The organism is Pseudomonas sp. LBUM1672, from assembly GCF_059695655.1.
The window spans coordinates 4,344,539-4,362,492 of the sequence record NZ_CP166781.1; the positions used below are offsets into that span (position 1 = coordinate 4,344,539).

Consider the following 17,954-nt stretch of genomic DNA (forward strand, 5'->3'; position numbering starts at 1 on the left):
TCAGTCAACATCAGCTTTGACTGACACACCGCCTTCGCGAGCAAGCCCGCTCCCACAATTGGATTTGTGTTTCAGCTCAGCCAGGGGTTGGCAGCCAGGTGAGCACGCTCGAAGGCTTTGATTTGTTCGCTGCGCTGCAGTGTGCTGCCGATGGCGTCGAGGCCCAGCAGCAACGCGGTTTTGCGCAAGGTATCGATCTCGAACGGGATGACCCGACCGTCGTGGAGGCGTATCTCCTGATCTTCCAGATCGACATTGATCAGCGCGCTGTCCGGTTCACTGACCACTTGCCCCAGCCGCTGTGACACCGCCTCATCGAGGGTAATCAACAACACCCCGTTACGCTGGCAGTTGTCATAGAAAATCCCGGCAAAGCTGCTGCCGATCAACGCTCGGATCCCCATCTGCTTCAAGCCCCACACCGCGTGTTCCCGACTTGACCCGCAGCCGAAGTTCGGCCCGACCACCATGAAACGTGCGCCCTGCCATGCCGGTTTGTTCAGCACGAACTGGGGATTCAGCGAACCGTCCGGCAAGAACCGCAGGTCAAAAAACAAGCCACGATCCAGCCCTGCGCGGTCGATACCCTTGAGAAACTGCTTGGGCATGATCACGTCGGTGTCGATATTGGCGGCGAGCATCGGCGCCGCTTTGCCAGTGACCTGAGTGAAGGGTTGCAGGCTCATGCGCGGTCTCCAAAGTGACGGATGTCGGTCAAGCGGCCGGTGATCGCGGCGGCGGCGACCATGGCCGGGCTCATCAGGTGCGTGCGCGCGCCCGCACCCTGGCGGCCTTCGAAATTGCGGTTGGTGCTGGAGGCGCAGCGGTCGCCCGGCGCCAGCACGTCGTCGTTCATCGCCAGGCACATCGAGCAGCCGGACTGCCGCCACTCGAACCCGGCCTCGATAAAGATCGCCGCCAGGCCTTCGGCTTCAGCCTGACTGCGCACTTCGGTGGAGCCCGGCACGATCATCGCCCGCACGTGCCCGGCGACGTGTTTGCCGCGCACCACACTGGCGGCATCGCGCAGGTCTTCGATGCGCGCGTTGGTGCAGGAGCCGATAAAGGCGTGGCTGATGACGATGTCGCTGAGCGGCATGCCGGCTTCGAGGCCCATGTAGTTCAGGGCGCGGCGCATGTCCTGACGCAGGATCAGGTCGCTGATGTCTTGCGGGTCAGGCACGCGTGCGCCGATTGGAGAGGCCTGATCCGGGCTGGTGCCCCACGTCACCATCGGTTCCAGGGCGCTGGCGTCGACCCGGACTTCACGGTCGAAGTGCGCGTCCGCGTCGCTGTGCAAGGCGCGCCATTTCTCCAGCGCTTGCTCCCACAACGCGCCTTTGGGTGCACGGGGTTTGCCCTTGAGGTAGGCGAAGACTTTCTCGTCCGGGGCCATGAATGCGCCTCGCGCACCGGCCTCGACGGCCATGTTGCAGATGGTCATGCGCGCTTCGACGCTCAAGGCATCGATGGTCGAACCACGAAACTCGATGGCGTACCCGGTGGCACCCGACGCGCCGATCTGGCCGATCAACGCCATGATTACGTCCTTGGACGTCAGCCCCGGCGCCAAAACCCCATCCACCGTCACCCGCATGCTCTTCAAGCGCTTATAGACCAGGGTCTGGGACGCCAGCAGATGCTCGATTTCCGAAGTGCCAATACCGAACCCGAACGCACCGAGGGCGCCATACGTGGTGGTGTGGCTGTCGCCGGCGGCGATGACCATGCCCGGCAGAATGAAGCCCTGCTCAGGCGCGATGACGTGTTCGATGCCCTGGCGTTTGTTGAGGATGTCGATCAGTTCGATGCCGAAGTCCCGGCAGTTCTCCGCCAGGTACGACACCTGCCGCGCGCCACCGGGGTCCGGCATGGCGGCGATGCGCACCGGGGCGGTGGGGTTGACGTGATCGACCACCGCCAGCGCGGTCCCGGCACGCCAGACGCCGCGCTTGGCCTCGCGCAAACCGCTGAACGCCTGGGGGCTGGTGTATTCGTTGATGACCTGGCGATCGATGTACAACAGGACGTGGCCCTGGTCATCGAGGCGACACACCGTGTGGGAATCGATGTGTTTGTCGTAGAGGGTTCTTGCTGGCGTCATGGAGGGGCTCGCTCAGGCTCGCGGGTGAAAGGCGTCTGAGTTCCATCTTAGGGAGTGGGCCCTGCCCATCAATGGCCGGACAGTGATCCCGTGAACCATGGTTCGTGTTGGATCGGTTTCCCTGCTACCCCAAGTGAATACAAATCCCCTCGCCACACAGGCTCACTCCCACAGGGGAGCTTGTGTGTTGCCGGGAACGCGAAACATTTACTTTCACATTGCCCTTCGGGATTTCTGTCCCTCATCCGTCCTATATAGATGCAGTCAGTCCGCGTAGGCAAAAGCCACGGGCCGGCCTTTCATGGACCTCATCGCTGGGAAGCCCGCAGCAGAGGCCCTCTCATCGATACAAGACCTTTAATCATGTCGAAGAAATCCCGCTCAAAACTCTGGTTTCTGGTCCATAGCTGGCTGGCCTTGCCGATCTGGTTTTTCGTGCTGATCGTCTGTGTCACCGGCACGCTGGCGGTGGTCAGTCAGGAAATCGTCTGGCTGGCCAACCCGCAGATGCGCGCCAGCCAACCCACGGACGATGCACCGCTGCTCAGTTATGACCAGATCATCGCCGCCATCAAGAAGGCGGAACCGAACACCTTGGTCGAGGCCATCAGCCGGCCCGACGAGTCGCACTTCGCGCTCGATGTCGATGTCAGCTACCCCGACGGTCGCTCGGTGAAGGTGTACGTCAACCCGTACAGCGGCGTGATTCAGGGCACTGCCCCGCAATTCAATTTCCAGGCCTTCACCCGTGCGTTGCATGGCTGGTGGCTGGTGCCGTTCACCAACGGTTACAGCTGGGGCTGGTATCTGGTGTCGTTTCTGAGTCTGCCTTTGCTGGCGTCTCTGGTGACCGGGCTGGTGGTCTACAAGCGTTTCTGGAAAGGCTTCTTCCGGCCGACGCTGCGTATTCGTCATGGCGCGCGGATTTTCTGGGGCGACTTTCACCGCCTCAGCGGCATCTGGTCGATCTGGTTCATCGCGGTGATTTCCATCACCAGCACCTGGTTCCTGATCCAGGCGTTCATGTTCGATAACCAGGTCTCGATTTCCACCGCGCCGGTGGCCTTGGTGGTCCCGCGTGAGAGCGTACCGGTGAGCACCGACGGCTCGCCAGCGTCGATGATCAGTCTCGAAGCCGCGATTGCCCAGGCAAAGGAACGCATTCCCGGCCTGGAAGACAGCTTCGTCAGCATGCCCGCCAATGCCTACAGCTACCTGACGGTCGGCGGTCGCAGCTGGTATCCGTTGATGTTCCAGACCGCCGAAATCAACCCGTACACCGGCGATGTCGCCGCCACCCGCCTGCTGTCGGACCGTTCCGGCCTGGAGTTGGTAACCGAATCCATGCGGCCGCTGCACACCGGTGATTTCGGCGGCATCTGGATCAAATTGATCTGGTTCTTCTTCGGTCTGATCCTGAGCATGATGGTGCTGAGCGGCCTGTTGATCTGGACCAAACGCACCGCCCTGGCCACGGCCAACGCCCTCAAACGCAAAGACAAACGTCCGCGCACCGCCGCCGTCACACGCCGTGAAACCACGGAGGTCAGCCAATGAGCCTGTTCGCCGCTGAGAAACCCTCCTCGAAACTGAGCCGCTTCTGGCACAAATGGCGCTTCCACATCAACGTCCTGCTGTTGCTGGTACCACTGGGGTTCATGCCCAAATACTTTGCCGACGCGGCGCTGTTTCGCGGTGACACCGGGCTCGGTGAGCGGGAAATCGGTGAAGTGCAGGTCGGGCCCTGGAGCCTGCGCCTCGCCGAACTGCGCAATGAAGCCCCGACCCTCGATGGCCCGGCCGGCCACATGAAAAGCTTCAACGCGGCGCTGTGCGACAGCTGCCGCGATCAGGTCAAGGCCACTTACCTGCGCATTGGCAAACCGCGCAGCCTGCGCGCCGCCGGGGTGATTTTCTTCGGCACGCCGTACCGCATGGGCGCCATGCTGCCGATCCCCGACAAGACAAAAACCGACGCCGAACTGTGGATCACCATGGAAGGCTGGGACGGCGCGATGCATCAAGCGTCGATCCCCCTGAGCCAGGCATCCCCCGCCACCCTCGCGTGGCTGAACAAACAAGGAGGCAAACCATGACGCTACGCTCTCTGAACGCGGCTTTGCTGGTGCTCTGCGCCGGTTTCAGCGCCAGCGCCCTGGCCCACAACCCGATGTGCGAATGCAAAGCCATCGACGCCGAACAAATCAAATGCACCGGCGGTTTCTCCGACGGCAGCGGCGCGCCGGGCGTGACGCTGGATGTGATCGGCTACGACGAAACCATCCTGGTGCCGGGCAAGCTCGGCGCCGATTCGACCCTGACCTTCAAGAAGCCCGGTGCCGAATTCTACGTGCTGTTCGACGCCGGCCCCGGCCACGTCGTCGAGATCGACCAAGCGGACATCGAAGCCCCATGAGTACGCCTACTACCCACGTCGTCCGCCCGGCCGGTGCCGGCCATGAAACCCTGTATGTGTTGCTGTTGTGCCTGATGATCCTGGCGGTGGCCGGTTCGGTGGTTGCCTGGCGCCATGAGTCCCAGGAAGTCAGCAGCGTTAACAACCATCAATTGGATGCCCGTCGCGATCTGAGCGCCTCCGAGCAAGGGATCTACGCCGACCTTCGGGTGACCCTGGACGAAATCCACTTGCTGCGCCAGGAACAGCAGGCGCTGCCGACACCCGCAGCGCTTGCCGATGAAGGCTTTGCACCGTTTGCCCAGGACGCCAGTTCCGTCAGCCGTGGCGGCCATGCCTGGCAGTTGCTCGACGCCAAGGCTTACTTCGGTCAGAGCCAGACACCTGCCGTGGCCGGCTCGTTTCTGATGCGCCTGACTGCCGGCGACGATGCGCCGGACGTCTGGCTCAACCGCGGCAAAGCCCTAGCAGCCCCGACCGATCTCACTGACGCCGCGCTGGAAAGCGCCGGCTGGCAGCAGATCGTCGCGCAATTCGATGCCGGCGTGACCCGCCAGCACCGGCACTGAACCCTCGCCTTCACCCGAGAGAAGACCGCTTTCCCATGCCTAGTTCATCTCAACGTTCTTTCCTGCGCCCGCTGCTGGTCGGCCTGCTCGCCTTGCTGCTGACGCCACTGGCCAGCGCCGACGAAACCAAGCGCCTGCGCATCGGTATAACCCTGCACCCTTATTACAGCTACGTGGCCAACATCGTCGGTGACAAGGCCGAGGTGGTGCCGCTGATTCCGGCCGGTTTCAACCCGCACGCCTACGAGCCACGCTCAGAAGACATCAAACGCATCAGCGGGCTCGACGTAATCGTGCTCAACGGCGTCGGTCATGACGACTTCGCCGACCGCATGATCGCCGCCAGCGAAACGCCGAATGTCCCGGTGATCGAAGCCAACGAGAACGTACCGCTGCTGGCCGCCACCGGCGTCGCCGCACGCGGTGCCGGCAAGGTCGTGAACCCGCACACCTTCCTGTCGATCAGCGCCTCGATTGCCCAGGTCAACAACATCGCCCGGGAACTGGGCAAGCTCGACCCGGCCAACGCCAAGACCTACACCCAGAACGCCCGCGCCTACGGCAAACGCCTGCGGCAGATGCGCGCCGACGCCCTGGCGAAACTGACCCAGGCACCGAACGCCGAATTGCGGGTCGCCACGGTTCACGCTGCTTATGACTATCTGTTGCGTGAATTCGGCCTGGAAGTGACCGCTGTTGTCGAACCGGCCCACGGCATCGAGCCGAGCCCGAGCCAGCTGAAAAAGACCATCGATCAACTGCGTGAACTGGACGTGAAAGTGATCTTCTCGGAGATGGATTTCCCGTCCTCCTATGTCGACACCATCCAGCGTGAATCCGGGGTCAAGCTGTACCCGCTGTCGCACATTTCCTATGGCGAATACACCGCCGACAAGTACGAAAAAGAAATGGCCGGCAACCTCAACACGGTGGTTCGGGCGATTCAGGAGTCGGGGCAATGACGGCTAAAGAAACCATCAGCGAATCCCCTGTGGGAGCGAGCTTGCTCGCGAAGAGGGAGTGTCAGTCGACATCAGTATTGACTGACACTCCGCTTTCGCGAGCGAGCCCGCTCCCACAGGGTTCGGGGCCGACGCTGGATTTTGCAGAGGTCAGTCTGACGCTGGGGCGCACGACGATCCTCGACAACGTGACCTTCCAGGTCCAGCCCGGCAGCGTGCATGCGCTGGTGGGCCCGAACGGTGGCGGCAAGAGTTCGCTGATCAAGACCCTGCTCGGGCAGATGCCCCATCAGGGTCGATTGAGCCTGCAATGGCCGGGCACACCCGGAACCATCGGCTACGTGCCTCAGGCACTGGAATTCGATCGCGGATTGCCAATGACCGTCGACGATTTCATGGCCGCGATGTGTCAGCGCCGTCCCGCGTTCCTTGGTTTGAGCAAGCATTACGCAGCCGCGATTGGTGAAGCGCTGGAACGGGTCGGCATGCAGGACAAACGCAAGCGCCGCATGGGCGCGCTGTCCGGCGGTGAGCGTCAGCGCGTGTTGCTCGCTCAAGGGCTGATCCCGGCGCCGCAGTTGCTGGTGCTCGACGAACCGATGTCGGCCCTCGATGAGGCCGGCATCCAGGTGTTCGAACGTCTGCTCGGCGACTGGCGCCAGAGCGGCATCACCGTGCTGTGGATCGAGCATGATCTGGAAGCGGTCGGACGTCTGGCCGATCGCGTCACCGGGCTTAATCGCCGGGTGCTGTTCGATGCCACGCCCAAACAAGCGCTGACGCCGGATCGCTTGCTGACCCTGTTCTCGACCCATCCTCGGAGCGCTGCCTGATGAGTTACGAAGCCTTTCGTTTGATGGTCCAGGGCTGGGCGTCTTCGGGTTACCTGCCCGAAGCGTTGGCCTACGGCTTTGTGGTCAACGCGCTGCTCGCCGGCTTGCTGATCGGCCCGGTACTGGGCGGCTTGGGCACGCTGGTAGTGGTCAAGCGCTTCGCGTTTTTCTCCGAGGCGGTGGGTCACGCGGCACTGACCGGCGTGGCCATCGGCATCCTGCTCGGCGAACCTTACACCGGGCCTTACGGCAGCCTGTTCGGTTACTGCCTGCTGTTCGGCATCCTGCTTAATTACCTGCGCAACCGCACCGGGCTCGCGCCGGATACGTTGATCGGCGTGTTTCTCTCGGTGTCGCTGGCGCTGGGCGCGAGCCTGCTGCTGATCCTCGCGGGCAAGATCAACGTGCACATCCTCGAAAACGTGCTGTTCGGTTCGGTGCTGACGGTCAACGGTAATGATCTGCTGGTGCTGGCCATCGTCGGCTCACTGGTCATGGCGCTGGCCTTGCCGCTGTACAACCGCATCATGCTCGCCAGTTTCAACCCGCAACTGGCGGCGGTACGCGGTGTGGCGGTGAAGACCCTGGATTATCTGTTTGTGATTCTGGTGACCCTGATCACCGTGGCCGCGGTGAAAGTCATCGGCGCGATCCTGGTCGGTGCGCTGCTGGTGATTCCGGCCGCGGCGGCACGCTTGCTCAGCCAGTCGCTGAAGGGTTTCTTCTGGTGCTCGGTGTTGATCGCCACGGTCAGCACGCTGTGCGGGATCCTCGCGCCAATCGTCTTCGACCTGCCTATTCCGTCCGGTGCCGCGATCATTCTGGTGGCCGGTATCGCCTTCGCCCTCGCCGCCATTGCGCGTGGCGTCGTCCCAAGCCTGAAAGGGAATCTCGGATAAATGTCTTTTTCTCTGCGTCAATTGACCCTGGCCGTCGCCCTGAGCGGGCTGGTCACTACCACCTTTGCGGCGGACACAAAACCACTGCGCGTGCTGGCGTCCTTGCCCATCACTTACGGGTTGGGCGAAGCCCTGCTCAAGGGCACCGACGTCAGTCTTGAGCGTGCCGCGCCGGCGAACCTGCCGGGCAGCCGTCAGACTGCGTACTTCACCGGTCGTGGCGCTCCGGCGCTGGCCAAACTGGCGACCGACGCCGATGCGGTGATCGGTCTGCGTTCGCTGTGGGCGGATGATCCGCTGTACCCGATTTCCCGGCGCAGCAATATTCGTATCGTCGAAGTCGACGCCGCCCGCCCGGTGGACGGCGCCCTGCCCGGCATCGCCGTGCAGCCGGGCAACAAGGTCGACGGGTTGAACAGCCAGCCGTGGTTTTCCAGCAACAACATGGGGCGGATGGCGGATGTGATGGCGGCGGACCTGGTGCGCCTGGCGCCCAAGGCCAAGCCTGCGATCGAGGCCAACCTGGCGGCGTTGAAGCAGCGTTTGCTCAAGCTCAGTGCGGACAGCGAAGCGCGATTGGCCAGCGCCGATAACCTAAGTGTGATGAGCCTGAGCGATCACTTTGGCTACCTGATCGGCGGGCTGAACCTGGAGCTGATCGGCCTCGATGCGCGGCCGGATGCCGAGTGGACACCTGAAGCGCTGAAGCAATTGGGCGCGACGCTGAAGGACAATGACGTGGCGGTGGTGTTGCATCATCGCCAGCCGTCGGAGGCGGTGAAAGCGGTGATTGCCGAGGCTGGCAGCCGGTTGGTGGTGTTGAGTGTGGACGCAGCGGATCCGGTGGCTGAGCTGGAAGGGAATGTGGATCTGCTGATCAAGGGGTTGAGCGGGGTTTAACGTCAGTTAGTCCGCGTTATCGTTCTTCGCGAGCAAGCCCGCTCCCACAGGTTCAATGTGCCCTTGCGAACAATACAAATCCTGTGGGAGCGGGCTTGCTCGCAAAGGCGGCCTGACAGGCAACACAAAATTGAAGACATGAAAAAGCCCGCTGACTGTTTCCAGTCCAGCGGGCTTCTTTTTGCGCCGTGACTTAGTTCGCCACTGCCGCCTGCTCGTCCATCTTCTGGCGCAAGCTCAGCGGACGCATGTCAGTCCAGGTCTCTTCGATGTAGGCCAGGCATTCCTTTTTCAGGCCGCTCTTGCCCACGGTGCGCCAGCCGGCTGGCACGGCTTTGTAGTCGGGCCAGATCGAGTATTGCTCTTCGTGGTTGACCACGACCTGAAAGAGGATGTCCTCGCGGTCGAATACTGACGTCATGGTGTGTCTCCATCGCTATAGGGTGGGCTGCACTGCGTGCGCAGCCGGTATGTAGAAGGAACGTTCCAGGTGCGGAAAAATTTACAGGCTGGCGGTGGCAGCGGCCATGGCCCGGCCGAAAATCTCGGCCACCCGATCGATTTCCGCCGCAGTAATCACCAGCGGCGGCAGGAAACGCACCACGCCACCGTGACGACCGCCCAGCTCAAGAATCAGCCCGCGCTTGAGGCATTCACGCTGCACCAGCGGCGCCAGTCGCCCGAAGATCGGCGGATGCCCCAATGCATCGGGCGTGCCCGTCGGATCGACCAGCTCGACGCCAAGCATCAAGCCGCGACCGCGAATGTCGCCCAGTTGCGGGAAGTCCCGCTGCAGGATGCGCAGGTGTTCGCTCAAGCGTTCGCCCATGGCGGCGGCGTGCTCGCAGACCTTGTGTTCGGTCAGGTAACGCATCACCGCAGACCCCGCGGCCATGGCCATCTGATTACCGCGGAAGGTCCCGGCATGGGCGCCCGGCAGCCAGGTGTCGAGCCAGTCGCGATACACCACCACCGCCAGCGGCAGGCTGCCGCCGATGGCTTTGGACATCACCACCACGTCCGGAATGATCCCGGCGTGCTCGAAAGCGAACATCTTGCCGGTGCGGGCAAAACCGCTCTGGATTTCATCGACGATCAGCGCCACGCCGGCCTGTTCAGTGATGCGTCGCAGGCCGCGCAGCCAATCGAGATCGGCCGGAATCACTCCGCCTTCGCCCTGCACTGCTTCGACGATCACCGCCGCCGGCAATTGCACGCCGGCCTCGGGATCATTCAGCAGGTTTTCCAGGTAGCTGAGGTTGACCTTCACCCCTTGCGCGCCGCCGAGTCCGAACGGGCAGCGGTAATCGTAGGGATACGGCATGAACTGCACGCCGTTGCTGAGCAAGGCGCCCAATGGCTTTTTCGGCCCCAGGCTGCCCATCAGGCTCAGCGCGCCCTGGCTCATGCCGTGATAACCGCCCTGAAACGACAACACAGTGCTGCGCCCGGTGGCGGTGCGCACCAGTTTCAGCGCGGCTTCCACCGCGTCGGTGCCGGTCGGGCCACAGAACTGGATCTTCGCTTGCGCGGCCAGGGCCGGTGGCAGCAGACCGAACAGGTCCTGGACGAACTGGTCCTTGACCGGCGTCGTCAGGTCGAGGGTGTGCAGCGGCAACTCATCGGTCAGCACCTGCTGAATCGCTTCGATCACCACCGGATGGTTATGCCCCAGGGCCAAGGTCCCGGCACCAGCCAGGCAGTCGATGAAACGGCGGCCTTCGACATCTTCAACATAAATGCCCTTGGCGCGTTTGAGCGCCAGGGGAATGCGCCGCGGGTAGCTGCGGGCATTCGATTCCTGCTGGTTTTGACGGGCCAGCAGCGGCGATTCGTTGAACTGATAAAGCGTCTCGGCCGGCGCCGGAGTGATCCGGGCCGACTGATCTTCCACAAGGCTGGTAGCGACTGACATCTCTCGACCCCTCAATAAGGTTTTCCTGTTCTGGAAACGCATCAGGGTGCCGAGGATTTAGACCCTCGATCAGCTTTCTATGAAGGCGGTGTCAGCGCTTTGTGCATGGGAATGGCGTGGAGCCCGGCGACGGTGAAGATTTCGGCGCAGGGCCGGTAGCCCAAATGACGGTAAAAAGCCTCGCTGGTGCGGGTGCTGTTGAGCCGTGCCTGAGCGAGCCCCTGATGGATCAACCAGCCTTCGAGGTCGTGAACCAGCGCCTCTCCGGCGCCGCGACGAAACCATTCCGGCTGCACGTAGCAGAATGCGACCTTGCCACTGATTGCCGCCATGGCGACACCGACCGGTTTGTCCTGCAACAGGGCGATGTTCAGGTACAACCGTTGGTCGGCCAGCCAGGGCTGCACGTGTTCGATGGTTTTGTTGTGGGTCCAGGTGGCGACGGTTCGCGGGTCGTTACGGTGGTCGAGCGCGCAGCCGACGCGAATGGAACGCTCGACGATCCGGCTGATGATGCCGGCGTCGGCGGGGGTTGCCTTGCAGATGTGAATCGATGCATCCATGGCGCTGTTACCTCAATCCATTGAGAAAAAGCTGCCGGGGACGATAGCGCTGTGGCGTGCCGGTGACTAATGGAGAGAGGTTACATTTGATGTGCAACACAGATGCCCCCCCCTGTGGGAGCGGGCTTGCTCGCGAAGGCGGTGTGTCAGTCGACGATGATATTGACTGACACACCGCCTTCGCGAGCAAGCCCGCTCCCACAGGGGGATTGGGGTGTTGGTTAGAGGGGTTGTAACGGCATGGTCAGTTCAACCCGCAACCCATCCGGCCGGCTGTCGAAATGCAAGGTGCAGCCGCACCGCTGGACAATTGCCTGGACAATCGCAAGGCCCAATCCGCAGCCGGTGCTCTGGCCGTGGCGCCAGAAACGTTGGGTCAGGTGTTGCAGATCGTCTTCGGCAATGCCCGGGCCGTGGTCGCGGACCAGAAAGCGCGCGCGACTGCCGGTGGTTTCCAGGCTCAGCTCCACCGATCCGTCCCCCGGGGTATGGCGCAGGGCGTTGTCCAACAAGTTACGCAATGCGGCGATCGACAGGACCGCGGGCATTTGCACCGGTGCATCGGAGAACTTCGCCGGCAGTTTCAGCTTGATTCGCCGACGATCACCGCTGGCCGCGTCCTGAATCGCCAGTTTCGCCACTTGCTCGGCGCTGCATTGCACGCCGTCATCGAACGACAGACTGCCCTCGACCCGCGCCAGCAACAGCAATTGTTCCAGCGTGCGGTGCATGCGGTCGGCGCCCTCTTCGGCCCGGGCCAGGGACTGATCCCGGGCCGCGCCGTCGGTCATGCGCGCCACTTGCAGGTGGGTTTTGATCGCCGTCAGCGGGCTGCGCAATTCGTGGGCCGCGTCGCCGGTCAGGCGGCGTTCGCGTTCGATGGTCTTGCCGATGCGCTGGAACAGCTGATTCTGGGTGTCCAGCAACGGCTGAAGTTCGCTGGGCAGCGGCTGGATTTGCAAAGGTTCCAGAGAATCAGCGCTGCGGCGCATCAAGGCATCGCGCATCCGGTTCAGCGGTGCCAGCCCCTGGCCGATCCCCAGCCACAGCAGGCACAGGCAGCCAAGCAACGCCACGCCCACCGGCACCGAAGCGGCCAGCAGGATCGACATGTTCAGCGCCTCGCGCTCGATCTGCCGGTCAGCGGTGGTGATACGCAAATCACCGCGGGCCAAGGTAAAGCTGCGCCACGGCGCGCCGTCGATCATCTGATCGTGGAAGCCCATTTTCTCGGCTTCGAGGGTTTGTTGCGGGTCGGTGTGACTGCGGGCGAGGATTTCACCGCGCAACGAGCTGACCTGACAGGCCATGCCACCCGGAATATTCAATTGCTCAGCGCTGAAGTGGGTGCCCTCGCCCTTGCTCGGCAACGCCGGCAATTGCTCCATCAGGCCGGCGACCATGCGCGCCGACGCCACCAGCCGCTGGTCCAGGGAAAACATCATCTGGTTGCGCAGATCGCTGAGCATCCAGGCCGCGGCCAGGGCCCATATCAGCGCAAAAGCGGCACCGAGCGTCAGGCTCAGGCGCAAACGCAGGCTCATCACTTTTTCATTTCCTCTCCGCCATCGGCCGGCCCCAGGCGATAGCCCAGGCCGCGTACGGTCTCGACAATGCCATTGCCGAGTTTGCGCCGCAGATGATGGATATGCACGTTGAGGGCGTTGCTTTCCAGTTCGTCGTTGAAACCGTAGACGCTGTCTTTCAACTGCTCGGTGGACAGCACCCGGCCACGGTTATGCAACAAGGCCTGCAACAGCGACTGTTCACGACGGGAAAGGTCGACGGACTGACCGCCGAGCATGGTTTCGCGGCTGCTCGGGTCGTAGGTCAGACGGCCGTGTTCGATCAGATTGACGCTACGACCCGCCACTCGTCGCAACAACGTGTGCAGTCGCGCGGCGAGTTCACGCAGATCGAACGGCTTGAGCAGGTAATCGTCGGCGCCGGCCTGCAAGCCATCGACGCGGTCGGTGACCGAGTCCCGCGCCGTGAGAATCAGCACCGGAATCTCCAGGCCACTGTGACGCAACTGCTGCAACAGCTTCAGGCCATCCTCATCGGGAAGGCCAAGGTCGAGCACCATGACGTCGAACTCAGCCACCTTGAGCATCGCTCGTGCAGACGACGCCGTGGCGACGTGCTCGACGGTCAGGCCTTGCGCGGTCAGGCCCGCAACAATGCCGCTGGCGATCAGCTCATCGTCTTCGCAAACCAGTACATGCATGGTGAGCCCCGTAGAAAAAAGGCAATTAAGCCGTTGGCCGATTAAGCGGACATTATGCCGCAAGCGCCATAGCCACAAGGCCGTCGCGGTTAATCATCGGTTAATCGCCGCCTCCCATTGTGCACCTCACTTGCACAGGGATAAGGCTTACCCATGCGTCGACTGTTTTTGTTTTTTGTTCTCTTGATCTCGGGTGTGGCCCAGGCAGGGACCAATCCGTTCGATACCAAACCTGAATTCCTGCCAGTGGAAAAGGCCTTTGTCTTTACTTCCGAGCGGCTTGAATCGGGTGAAACACAGCTCTATTGGCAGATCACCGACGGTTATTACCTTTATCAGAAACGCCTGAAATTCGAGGGGTTGCCCCCGGAGCAGCATCCGCCATTACCTGAAGGCGAAGCCCACAGTGATGAGTTCTTCGGCGAACAACAGGTCTATCGCCAAGGCCTGGAGCTGAAGATTCCGGCGGGCGCCACCGGTCAGATCAAGGTGGGCTTCCAGGGCTGTGCCGATGCCGGTTTGTGTTATCCGCCGCAAACCCAGGTCGTGGATCTGGGCGGCAGCGTCGCGGTCACCACCAACGAAGCACCGGATCAAGCCCTGGCCAGCGGCCTGCAACAACGGGCGCTGGGCTGGAGCTTGCTGGTGTTCTTCGGTCTGGGCCTGTTGCTGGCCTTCACCCCTTGCTCGTTGCCGATGCTGCCAATTCTGGCCGGGTTGATCGTCGGCAGTGGTGCCACACCCAAACGTGGTTTCGCCCTGGCGACCAGCTACGTGGTGAGCATGGCGCTGGTGTATGCGGCGATGGGCGTGCTGGCTGCGTTGCTCGGGGCGAACCTTCAGGCGTTGCTGCAGAACCCGTGGTTGCTGGGCAGCTTCGCGGCGATATTTGTGTTGCTGGCGTTGCCGATGTTCGGTTTCTTCGAGCTGCAACTGCCGGTGGCGGTGCGTGATCGGCTGGAAAATGTGTCGCGCAACCAGCGTGGCGGCAGTTTGATCGGTGCCGGTGTGCTGGGTGCCTTGTCGGGGTTGCTGGTCGGCCCGTGCATGACCGCGCCCTTGGCCGGCGCTCTGCTCTACATCGCACAAAGCGGCAATGCGCTGCATGGTGGGCTGATTCTGTTCGCCATGGGCATCGGCATTGGTGTGCCGTTGTTGTTGCTGGTGACCGTGGGTAATCGCTTCCTGCCCAAACCCGGCGCCTGGATGAACCTGCTCAAAGGCATCTTCGGTTTCCTGTTCCTCGCCACTGCGCTGTTGATGCTGCGTCCGGTGCTGGATCAATCGCTGTGGATCGGTTTGTGCGGCGCCTTGCTGCTGATCGCGGCCTACAGTGCCTGGAAACAGTCGGAAGGTTTCGGTCGCGTCGCCCATCTGTTCGGCGCCAGTGCGCTGTTGCTCGGGATCTGGGGCGGTCTGCTGCTGATCGGCGCCGCCGGTGGCAGCGATGATTTGCTCAAACCGTTGCAGGTCTACAGCGCCTCAGCTTCTTCCGGTAATGCCGCTCGCCCGACCGGCCATGAGGCGTTCACCACGATCAACAGTCCGCAAGCGCTGCAACAGGAACTGGACGCCGCCCAGGCCCAGGGCCAGTGGGTGCTGCTGGACTACTACGCCGACTGGTGTGTGTCGTGCAAGGTCATGGAAAAACAGGTGTTCGGCAAAGCCAAAGTGATGGAGGCGCTGAGTGATGTGCGCTTGCTACGGCTGGACGTGACCGCCGACAATGCCGCCAGCCGCGAACTGCTCGGCCGTTATAAAGTGCCGGGGCCACCGAGTTTTCTGTGGATCGGTGCAGACGGCCAGGAGCGTCGCAGCCAGCGCATCACCGGCGAGGTTGATGCCGACACCTTCCTGCAACGCTGGACCACCACCCGAGACGCCCGTTAATGCTGACCTTTACCCTCGGCACCTTTGCCATCGCGCTTAACCATCTGCTGCTGATCAGTGCTTTGGCGCTGGCGACATTTGTCGGCTGGCGGGTGGCCAAGCGCGGAGGCGAAAACCCGGAGTCGGCGCTGTTCAGCCTGTTTTTGCTGGGCATGCTGGCGGCGCGGGTCGGTTTCGTGGTCGCCTATTGGGCCCACTATCGCAACGATCCGTGGCAGATCATCGACTTGCGCGATGGCGGTTTCCTCGCCTGGCCCGGGGTGATCGTGCTGCTGCTCACCGCGTTGTACCGCGGCTGGCGTCGCCCCGGTTTGCGCCGCCCGCTGGGTTTCGGCGTGGCGAGCGGATTGGCGTTCTGGCTGCTGGCGACTTTTTCCCTGAGCATTTACGAACAAGGCACGCGCCTGCCGGAGATCGCCCTGCGCAATGCCGCCGGCGAAACCGTGCAACTGGCGGATTACAAGGGCGGGCCACTGGTGATCAACCTCTGGGCCACTTGGTGCCCGCCATGCCGCCGGGAAATGCCGGTGCTGGAAAACGCCCAGCAACAGCGCCCGGACCTGACCTTCCTGTTCGTCAATCAGGCCGAAAGCATGCAAAGCGTCAGTACCTTCCTCGAAACCCAGGGCCTGAGCCTGACCAACGTGCTGTTCGACGGCAGCGGTCGATTGGGTCAGGCCGTGGGTTCCATGGCGTTGCCGACTACGCTGTTCTATAGCCCCGACGGTCGATTACTGGGCAGCCACCTGGGCGAACTCTCGGATGCCAGCCTGGCCCGCGCCCTGGAAAACTTCGACACCCCATCTCCTGCCGTACCGGCCACCTCTTCAAGGAAACTGCCATGCCCCGCCTCCGCCACCTGCTGACGCTGACTTTAGGCGCAGCGTTGCTGCACCTGTCGTCGGTGCAGGCCGCCGAAGAATTGCCTGAAGCGATCAAGAAGATCGAAGCCAAGGGCGCGAAAATCGTTGGTCAGTTCGACGCGCCGGACGGTTTGCGCGGTTATGCCGCGCAGTACCAGAACCGCGGCATGGCGCTCTACCTGACCCCGGACGGCAAGCATGTGCTACTGGGCAATCTGTACGACGCCGAGGGCAATGACCTGAGCAGCGCGCCGTTGCAGAAACTGGTCTACGCGCCGATGTCCAAGGAAGTCTGGGGCAAGATGGAAGCCAGCAACTGGATCGGCGATGGCAAAAAAGATGCGCCACGCGTGGTGTACCTGTTCAGCGACCCAAACTGTCCTTACTGCAACATGTTCTGGGAACAGGCGCGGCCGTGGGTGAATGCCGGCAAAGTGCAGTTGCGGCACATCATGGTCGGGATCATTCGCGAAGACAGCCCGGGCAAATCCGCCGCGCTGCTGGCCGCCAAGGACCCGAGCAAGGCGCTGGAAGATCACGAAAAATCCGGCAAGGGCAGTTCGCTCAAAGCCTTGAAAGACGTGCCGCCGGCGATTCAGGCGAAACTCGCGGCGAACATGCAGCTGATGGAAGACCTGGAGCTGCAGGCCACCCCGGCGATTTTCTACATGGACGAAAAGGGCGAGCTGCAACAACAGCAAGGCGCGCCTTCGCCGGACAAGTTGGTGAAGATTCTCGGGCCCAAGTAGTTTGCTTCAGAGACTTGGTGACCACACCGGCCCCATCGCGAGCAGGCTCGCTCCCACAGGTGATCGCGTATCCCTGTGGGAGCGAGCCTGCTCGCGATGGGGCCAGCAAGATCGACTAATTCCTCTCGGCTAAAAACTTCAACAACGCCTCAGTCACAAACTGCGGATTCTCCAGATTGGAGATATGCCCCGCCTCTGGCACCAACACATACGGGCAACCAATCAACTCGGCCATTTCCTTCGTTTCCGACGGCGGCCGCGGTTTGTCCTGATCGCCGCACATCACCAGCGTCGTTTCAGCATTCAACTCGCCCAGACGCGGCAACAAATCATCCCGACCAAACGTAATCCGCCCCATCGGCACCACGCTTTCACGTAGACGCTGCGGCGGTAACGCAGCCAGTTTCCCGCGGAAATCCTGATACAGCGCCGACTGCGGATCGATCCCCGGACGGAAGAAGATCGGCACCACGATATCGAGCAACTGCGGCGCGATGACGCCGGTGTCTTCGATCTGCTTGAACAGCGAGAAATAGTATTGGCGAGTCGGTTCCGGCTCGACGCCGAGGTAGGTGTCCATCAACACCAGGCCGTTGATCCGCGATGGTGCCGACAGCGCCAGTCGAGCGCCCCACATGCCACCGACCGACAGACCGACCAGCGTGACCCGATCAATGTCCAGATGATCGAGCAGCGCCAGGGCCTGACGGGCGATGTCGTCCAGCGATTGAGTGTTTTCGGGAAGTGCGCCGGATTCACCGTGGCCCCACAGGTCCAGGGCTATGACCCGGTGGTGTTGCGACAATGCGGCAATCTGCGGTGCCCACATGGTTTGGTCCCACAGGTAGCTGCCGGCGAGCAGCACCGCAGGGCCGGTGCCTTGATCGAGGTAGTGAAGGGCTTGTCCGTCAACGGTTACGAAGGACATTGACTGTCTCCTTGTGAAAACTGGGAGCAAGGAGACTGTGCCGGAGTCGTTTTACAGTCAACCTTGTCGTGCTTCCACTGGCCCCATCGCCAGCAGGCTCGCTCCCACATTTGTCCTGCGAACACAATTCAAATGT

General features: G+C 62.3%; 19 protein-coding genes. 11 read left to right on the forward strand and 8 right to left on the reverse strand.

Annotated elements, in window-relative coordinates:
- Nucleotides 1–71: 71 nt before the first annotated feature.
- Both leuD and leuC read right to left on the reverse strand, forming a co-directional pair.
- Nucleotides 72–686, reverse strand: a complete 615-nt coding sequence (leuD, locus tag ACA053_RS19765) for a 3-isopropylmalate dehydratase small subunit (RefSeq protein WP_109633507.1) — start codon at nucleotides 684–686, stop codon at nucleotides 72–74.
- On the reverse strand, nucleotides 683–2,104 hold the full coding sequence (leuC, locus tag ACA053_RS19770) for a 3-isopropylmalate dehydratase large subunit (RefSeq protein WP_497393482.1): 1,422 nt from the start codon (nucleotides 2,102–2,104) through the stop codon (nucleotides 683–685). Before leuC ends, leuD begins: the two co-directional genes overlap by 4 nt.
- A 363-nt stretch (nucleotides 2,105–2,467) precedes the next feature.
- Here leuC and ACA053_RS19775 point away from each other — a divergent pair, with 363 nt between their 5' ends.
- From ACA053_RS19775 to ACA053_RS19810, 8 genes are read left to right on the forward strand one after another with little or no spacing between them, the layout of a single operon-like run.
- Nucleotides 2,468–3,661, forward strand: coding sequence for a PepSY-associated TM helix domain-containing protein (locus ACA053_RS19775; RefSeq protein WP_497393483.1), 1,194 nt, complete (start codon nucleotides 2,468–2,470; stop codon nucleotides 3,659–3,661).
- Complete coding sequence (locus ACA053_RS19780; protein ID WP_109633512.1) at nucleotides 3,658–4,200, forward strand: PA2404 family protein; 543 nt, start codon at nucleotides 3,658–3,660, stop codon at nucleotides 4,198–4,200. The genes ACA053_RS19775 and ACA053_RS19780 overlap by 4 nt, the downstream gene beginning before the upstream one ends.
- On the forward strand, nucleotides 4,197–4,520 hold the full coding sequence (locus tag ACA053_RS19785) for a hypothetical protein (RefSeq protein ID WP_109633514.1): 324 nt from the start codon (nucleotides 4,197–4,199) through the stop codon (nucleotides 4,518–4,520). Before ACA053_RS19780 ends, ACA053_RS19785 begins: the two co-directional genes overlap by 4 nt.
- Complete coding sequence (locus ACA053_RS19790; RefSeq protein WP_497393484.1) at nucleotides 4,517–5,089, forward strand: DUF6162 family protein; 573 nt, start codon at nucleotides 4,517–4,519, stop codon at nucleotides 5,087–5,089. Before ACA053_RS19785 ends, ACA053_RS19790 begins: the two co-directional genes overlap by 4 nt.
- Nucleotides 5,090–5,124: 35 nt before the next feature.
- On the forward strand, nucleotides 5,125–6,051 hold the full coding sequence (locus ACA053_RS19795; protein WP_497312710.1) for a metal ABC transporter substrate-binding protein: 927 nt from the start codon (nucleotides 5,125–5,127) through the stop codon (nucleotides 6,049–6,051).
- A complete protein-coding gene (locus ACA053_RS19800) occupies nucleotides 6,048–6,884 on the forward strand; it encodes a metal ABC transporter ATP-binding protein (protein ID WP_497312712.1) in 837 nt (278 codons plus the stop codon). The genes ACA053_RS19795 and ACA053_RS19800 overlap by 4 nt, the downstream gene beginning before the upstream one ends.
- On the forward strand, nucleotides 6,884–7,783 hold the full coding sequence (locus ACA053_RS19805; RefSeq protein ID WP_003226663.1) for a metal ABC transporter permease: 900 nt from the start codon (nucleotides 6,884–6,886) through the stop codon (nucleotides 7,781–7,783). The genes ACA053_RS19800 and ACA053_RS19805 overlap by 1 nt, the downstream gene beginning before the upstream one ends.
- A complete protein-coding gene (locus tag ACA053_RS19810; RefSeq protein ID WP_497393485.1) occupies nucleotides 7,784–8,683 on the forward strand; it encodes a metal ABC transporter substrate-binding protein in 900 nt (299 codons plus the stop codon). It abuts the gene before it with no gap.
- Between the two features lie 193 nt (nucleotides 8,684–8,876).
- On the opposite strand, the gene ACA053_RS19815 is transcribed toward ACA053_RS19810, so the two are convergent.
- The 5 genes from ACA053_RS19815 to ACA053_RS19835 all read right to left on the reverse strand — a co-directional run bounded on the left by ACA053_RS19815 (nucleotide 8,877) and on the right by ACA053_RS19835 (nucleotide 13,388).
- Nucleotides 8,877–9,104 (reverse strand): MbtH family protein, encoded by a 228-nt coding sequence (locus ACA053_RS19815; RefSeq protein ID WP_010461182.1) that lies wholly within the window; start codon nucleotides 9,102–9,104, stop codon nucleotides 8,877–8,879.
- An 81-nt stretch (nucleotides 9,105–9,185) separates the two neighbouring features.
- Nucleotides 9,186–10,598 carry an aspartate aminotransferase family protein gene (locus tag ACA053_RS19820; RefSeq protein ID WP_497393486.1) on the reverse strand — a complete coding sequence of 471 codons (1,413 nt, stop codon included), beginning with the start codon at nucleotides 10,596–10,598 and terminating at the stop codon, nucleotides 9,186–9,188.
- 77 nt (nucleotides 10,599–10,675) lie between these two features.
- Nucleotides 10,676–11,161 (reverse strand): GNAT family N-acetyltransferase, encoded by a 486-nt coding sequence (locus ACA053_RS19825; RefSeq protein WP_497393487.1) that lies wholly within the window; start codon nucleotides 11,159–11,161, stop codon nucleotides 10,676–10,678.
- A gap of 221 nt (nucleotides 11,162–11,382) precedes the next feature.
- On the reverse strand, nucleotides 11,383–12,708 hold the full coding sequence (locus tag ACA053_RS19830; RefSeq protein ID WP_497312720.1) for an ATP-binding protein: 1,326 nt from the start codon (nucleotides 12,706–12,708) through the stop codon (nucleotides 11,383–11,385).
- Nucleotides 12,705–13,388, reverse strand: coding sequence for a response regulator (locus ACA053_RS19835; protein WP_497312722.1), 684 nt, complete (start codon nucleotides 13,386–13,388; stop codon nucleotides 12,705–12,707). Before ACA053_RS19835 ends, ACA053_RS19830 begins: the two co-directional genes overlap by 4 nt.
- A gap of 153 nt (nucleotides 13,389–13,541) precedes the next feature.
- On the opposite strand from ACA053_RS19835, the gene dsbD reads away from it, so the two are divergent.
- From dsbD to dsbG, 3 genes are read left to right on the forward strand one after another with little or no spacing between them, the layout of a single operon-like run.
- Nucleotides 13,542–15,278, forward strand: a complete 1,737-nt coding sequence (dsbD, locus tag ACA053_RS19840) for a protein-disulfide reductase DsbD (RefSeq protein WP_497393489.1) — start codon at nucleotides 13,542–13,544, stop codon at nucleotides 15,276–15,278.
- Nucleotides 15,278–16,144 (forward strand): TlpA disulfide reductase family protein, encoded by an 867-nt coding sequence (locus ACA053_RS19845; protein WP_109633534.1) that lies wholly within the window; start codon nucleotides 15,278–15,280, stop codon nucleotides 16,142–16,144. Before dsbD ends, ACA053_RS19845 begins: the two co-directional genes overlap by 1 nt.
- The gene (gene dsbG / locus ACA053_RS19850; protein WP_497393490.1) at nucleotides 16,120–16,890 is read left to right on the forward strand and encodes a thiol:disulfide interchange protein DsbG; all 771 of its coding nucleotides are present in this window, start codon (nucleotides 16,120–16,122) and stop codon (nucleotides 16,888–16,890) included. Before ACA053_RS19845 ends, dsbG begins: the two co-directional genes overlap by 25 nt.
- 115 nt (nucleotides 16,891–17,005) lie before the next feature.
- Here dsbG and ACA053_RS19855 read toward each other — a convergent pair whose 3' ends face one another.
- Nucleotides 17,006–17,818, reverse strand: a complete 813-nt coding sequence (locus ACA053_RS19855) for an alpha/beta fold hydrolase (RefSeq protein WP_497393491.1) — start codon at nucleotides 17,816–17,818, stop codon at nucleotides 17,006–17,008.
- Between the last annotated feature and the right edge of the window lie 136 nt (nucleotides 17,819–17,954).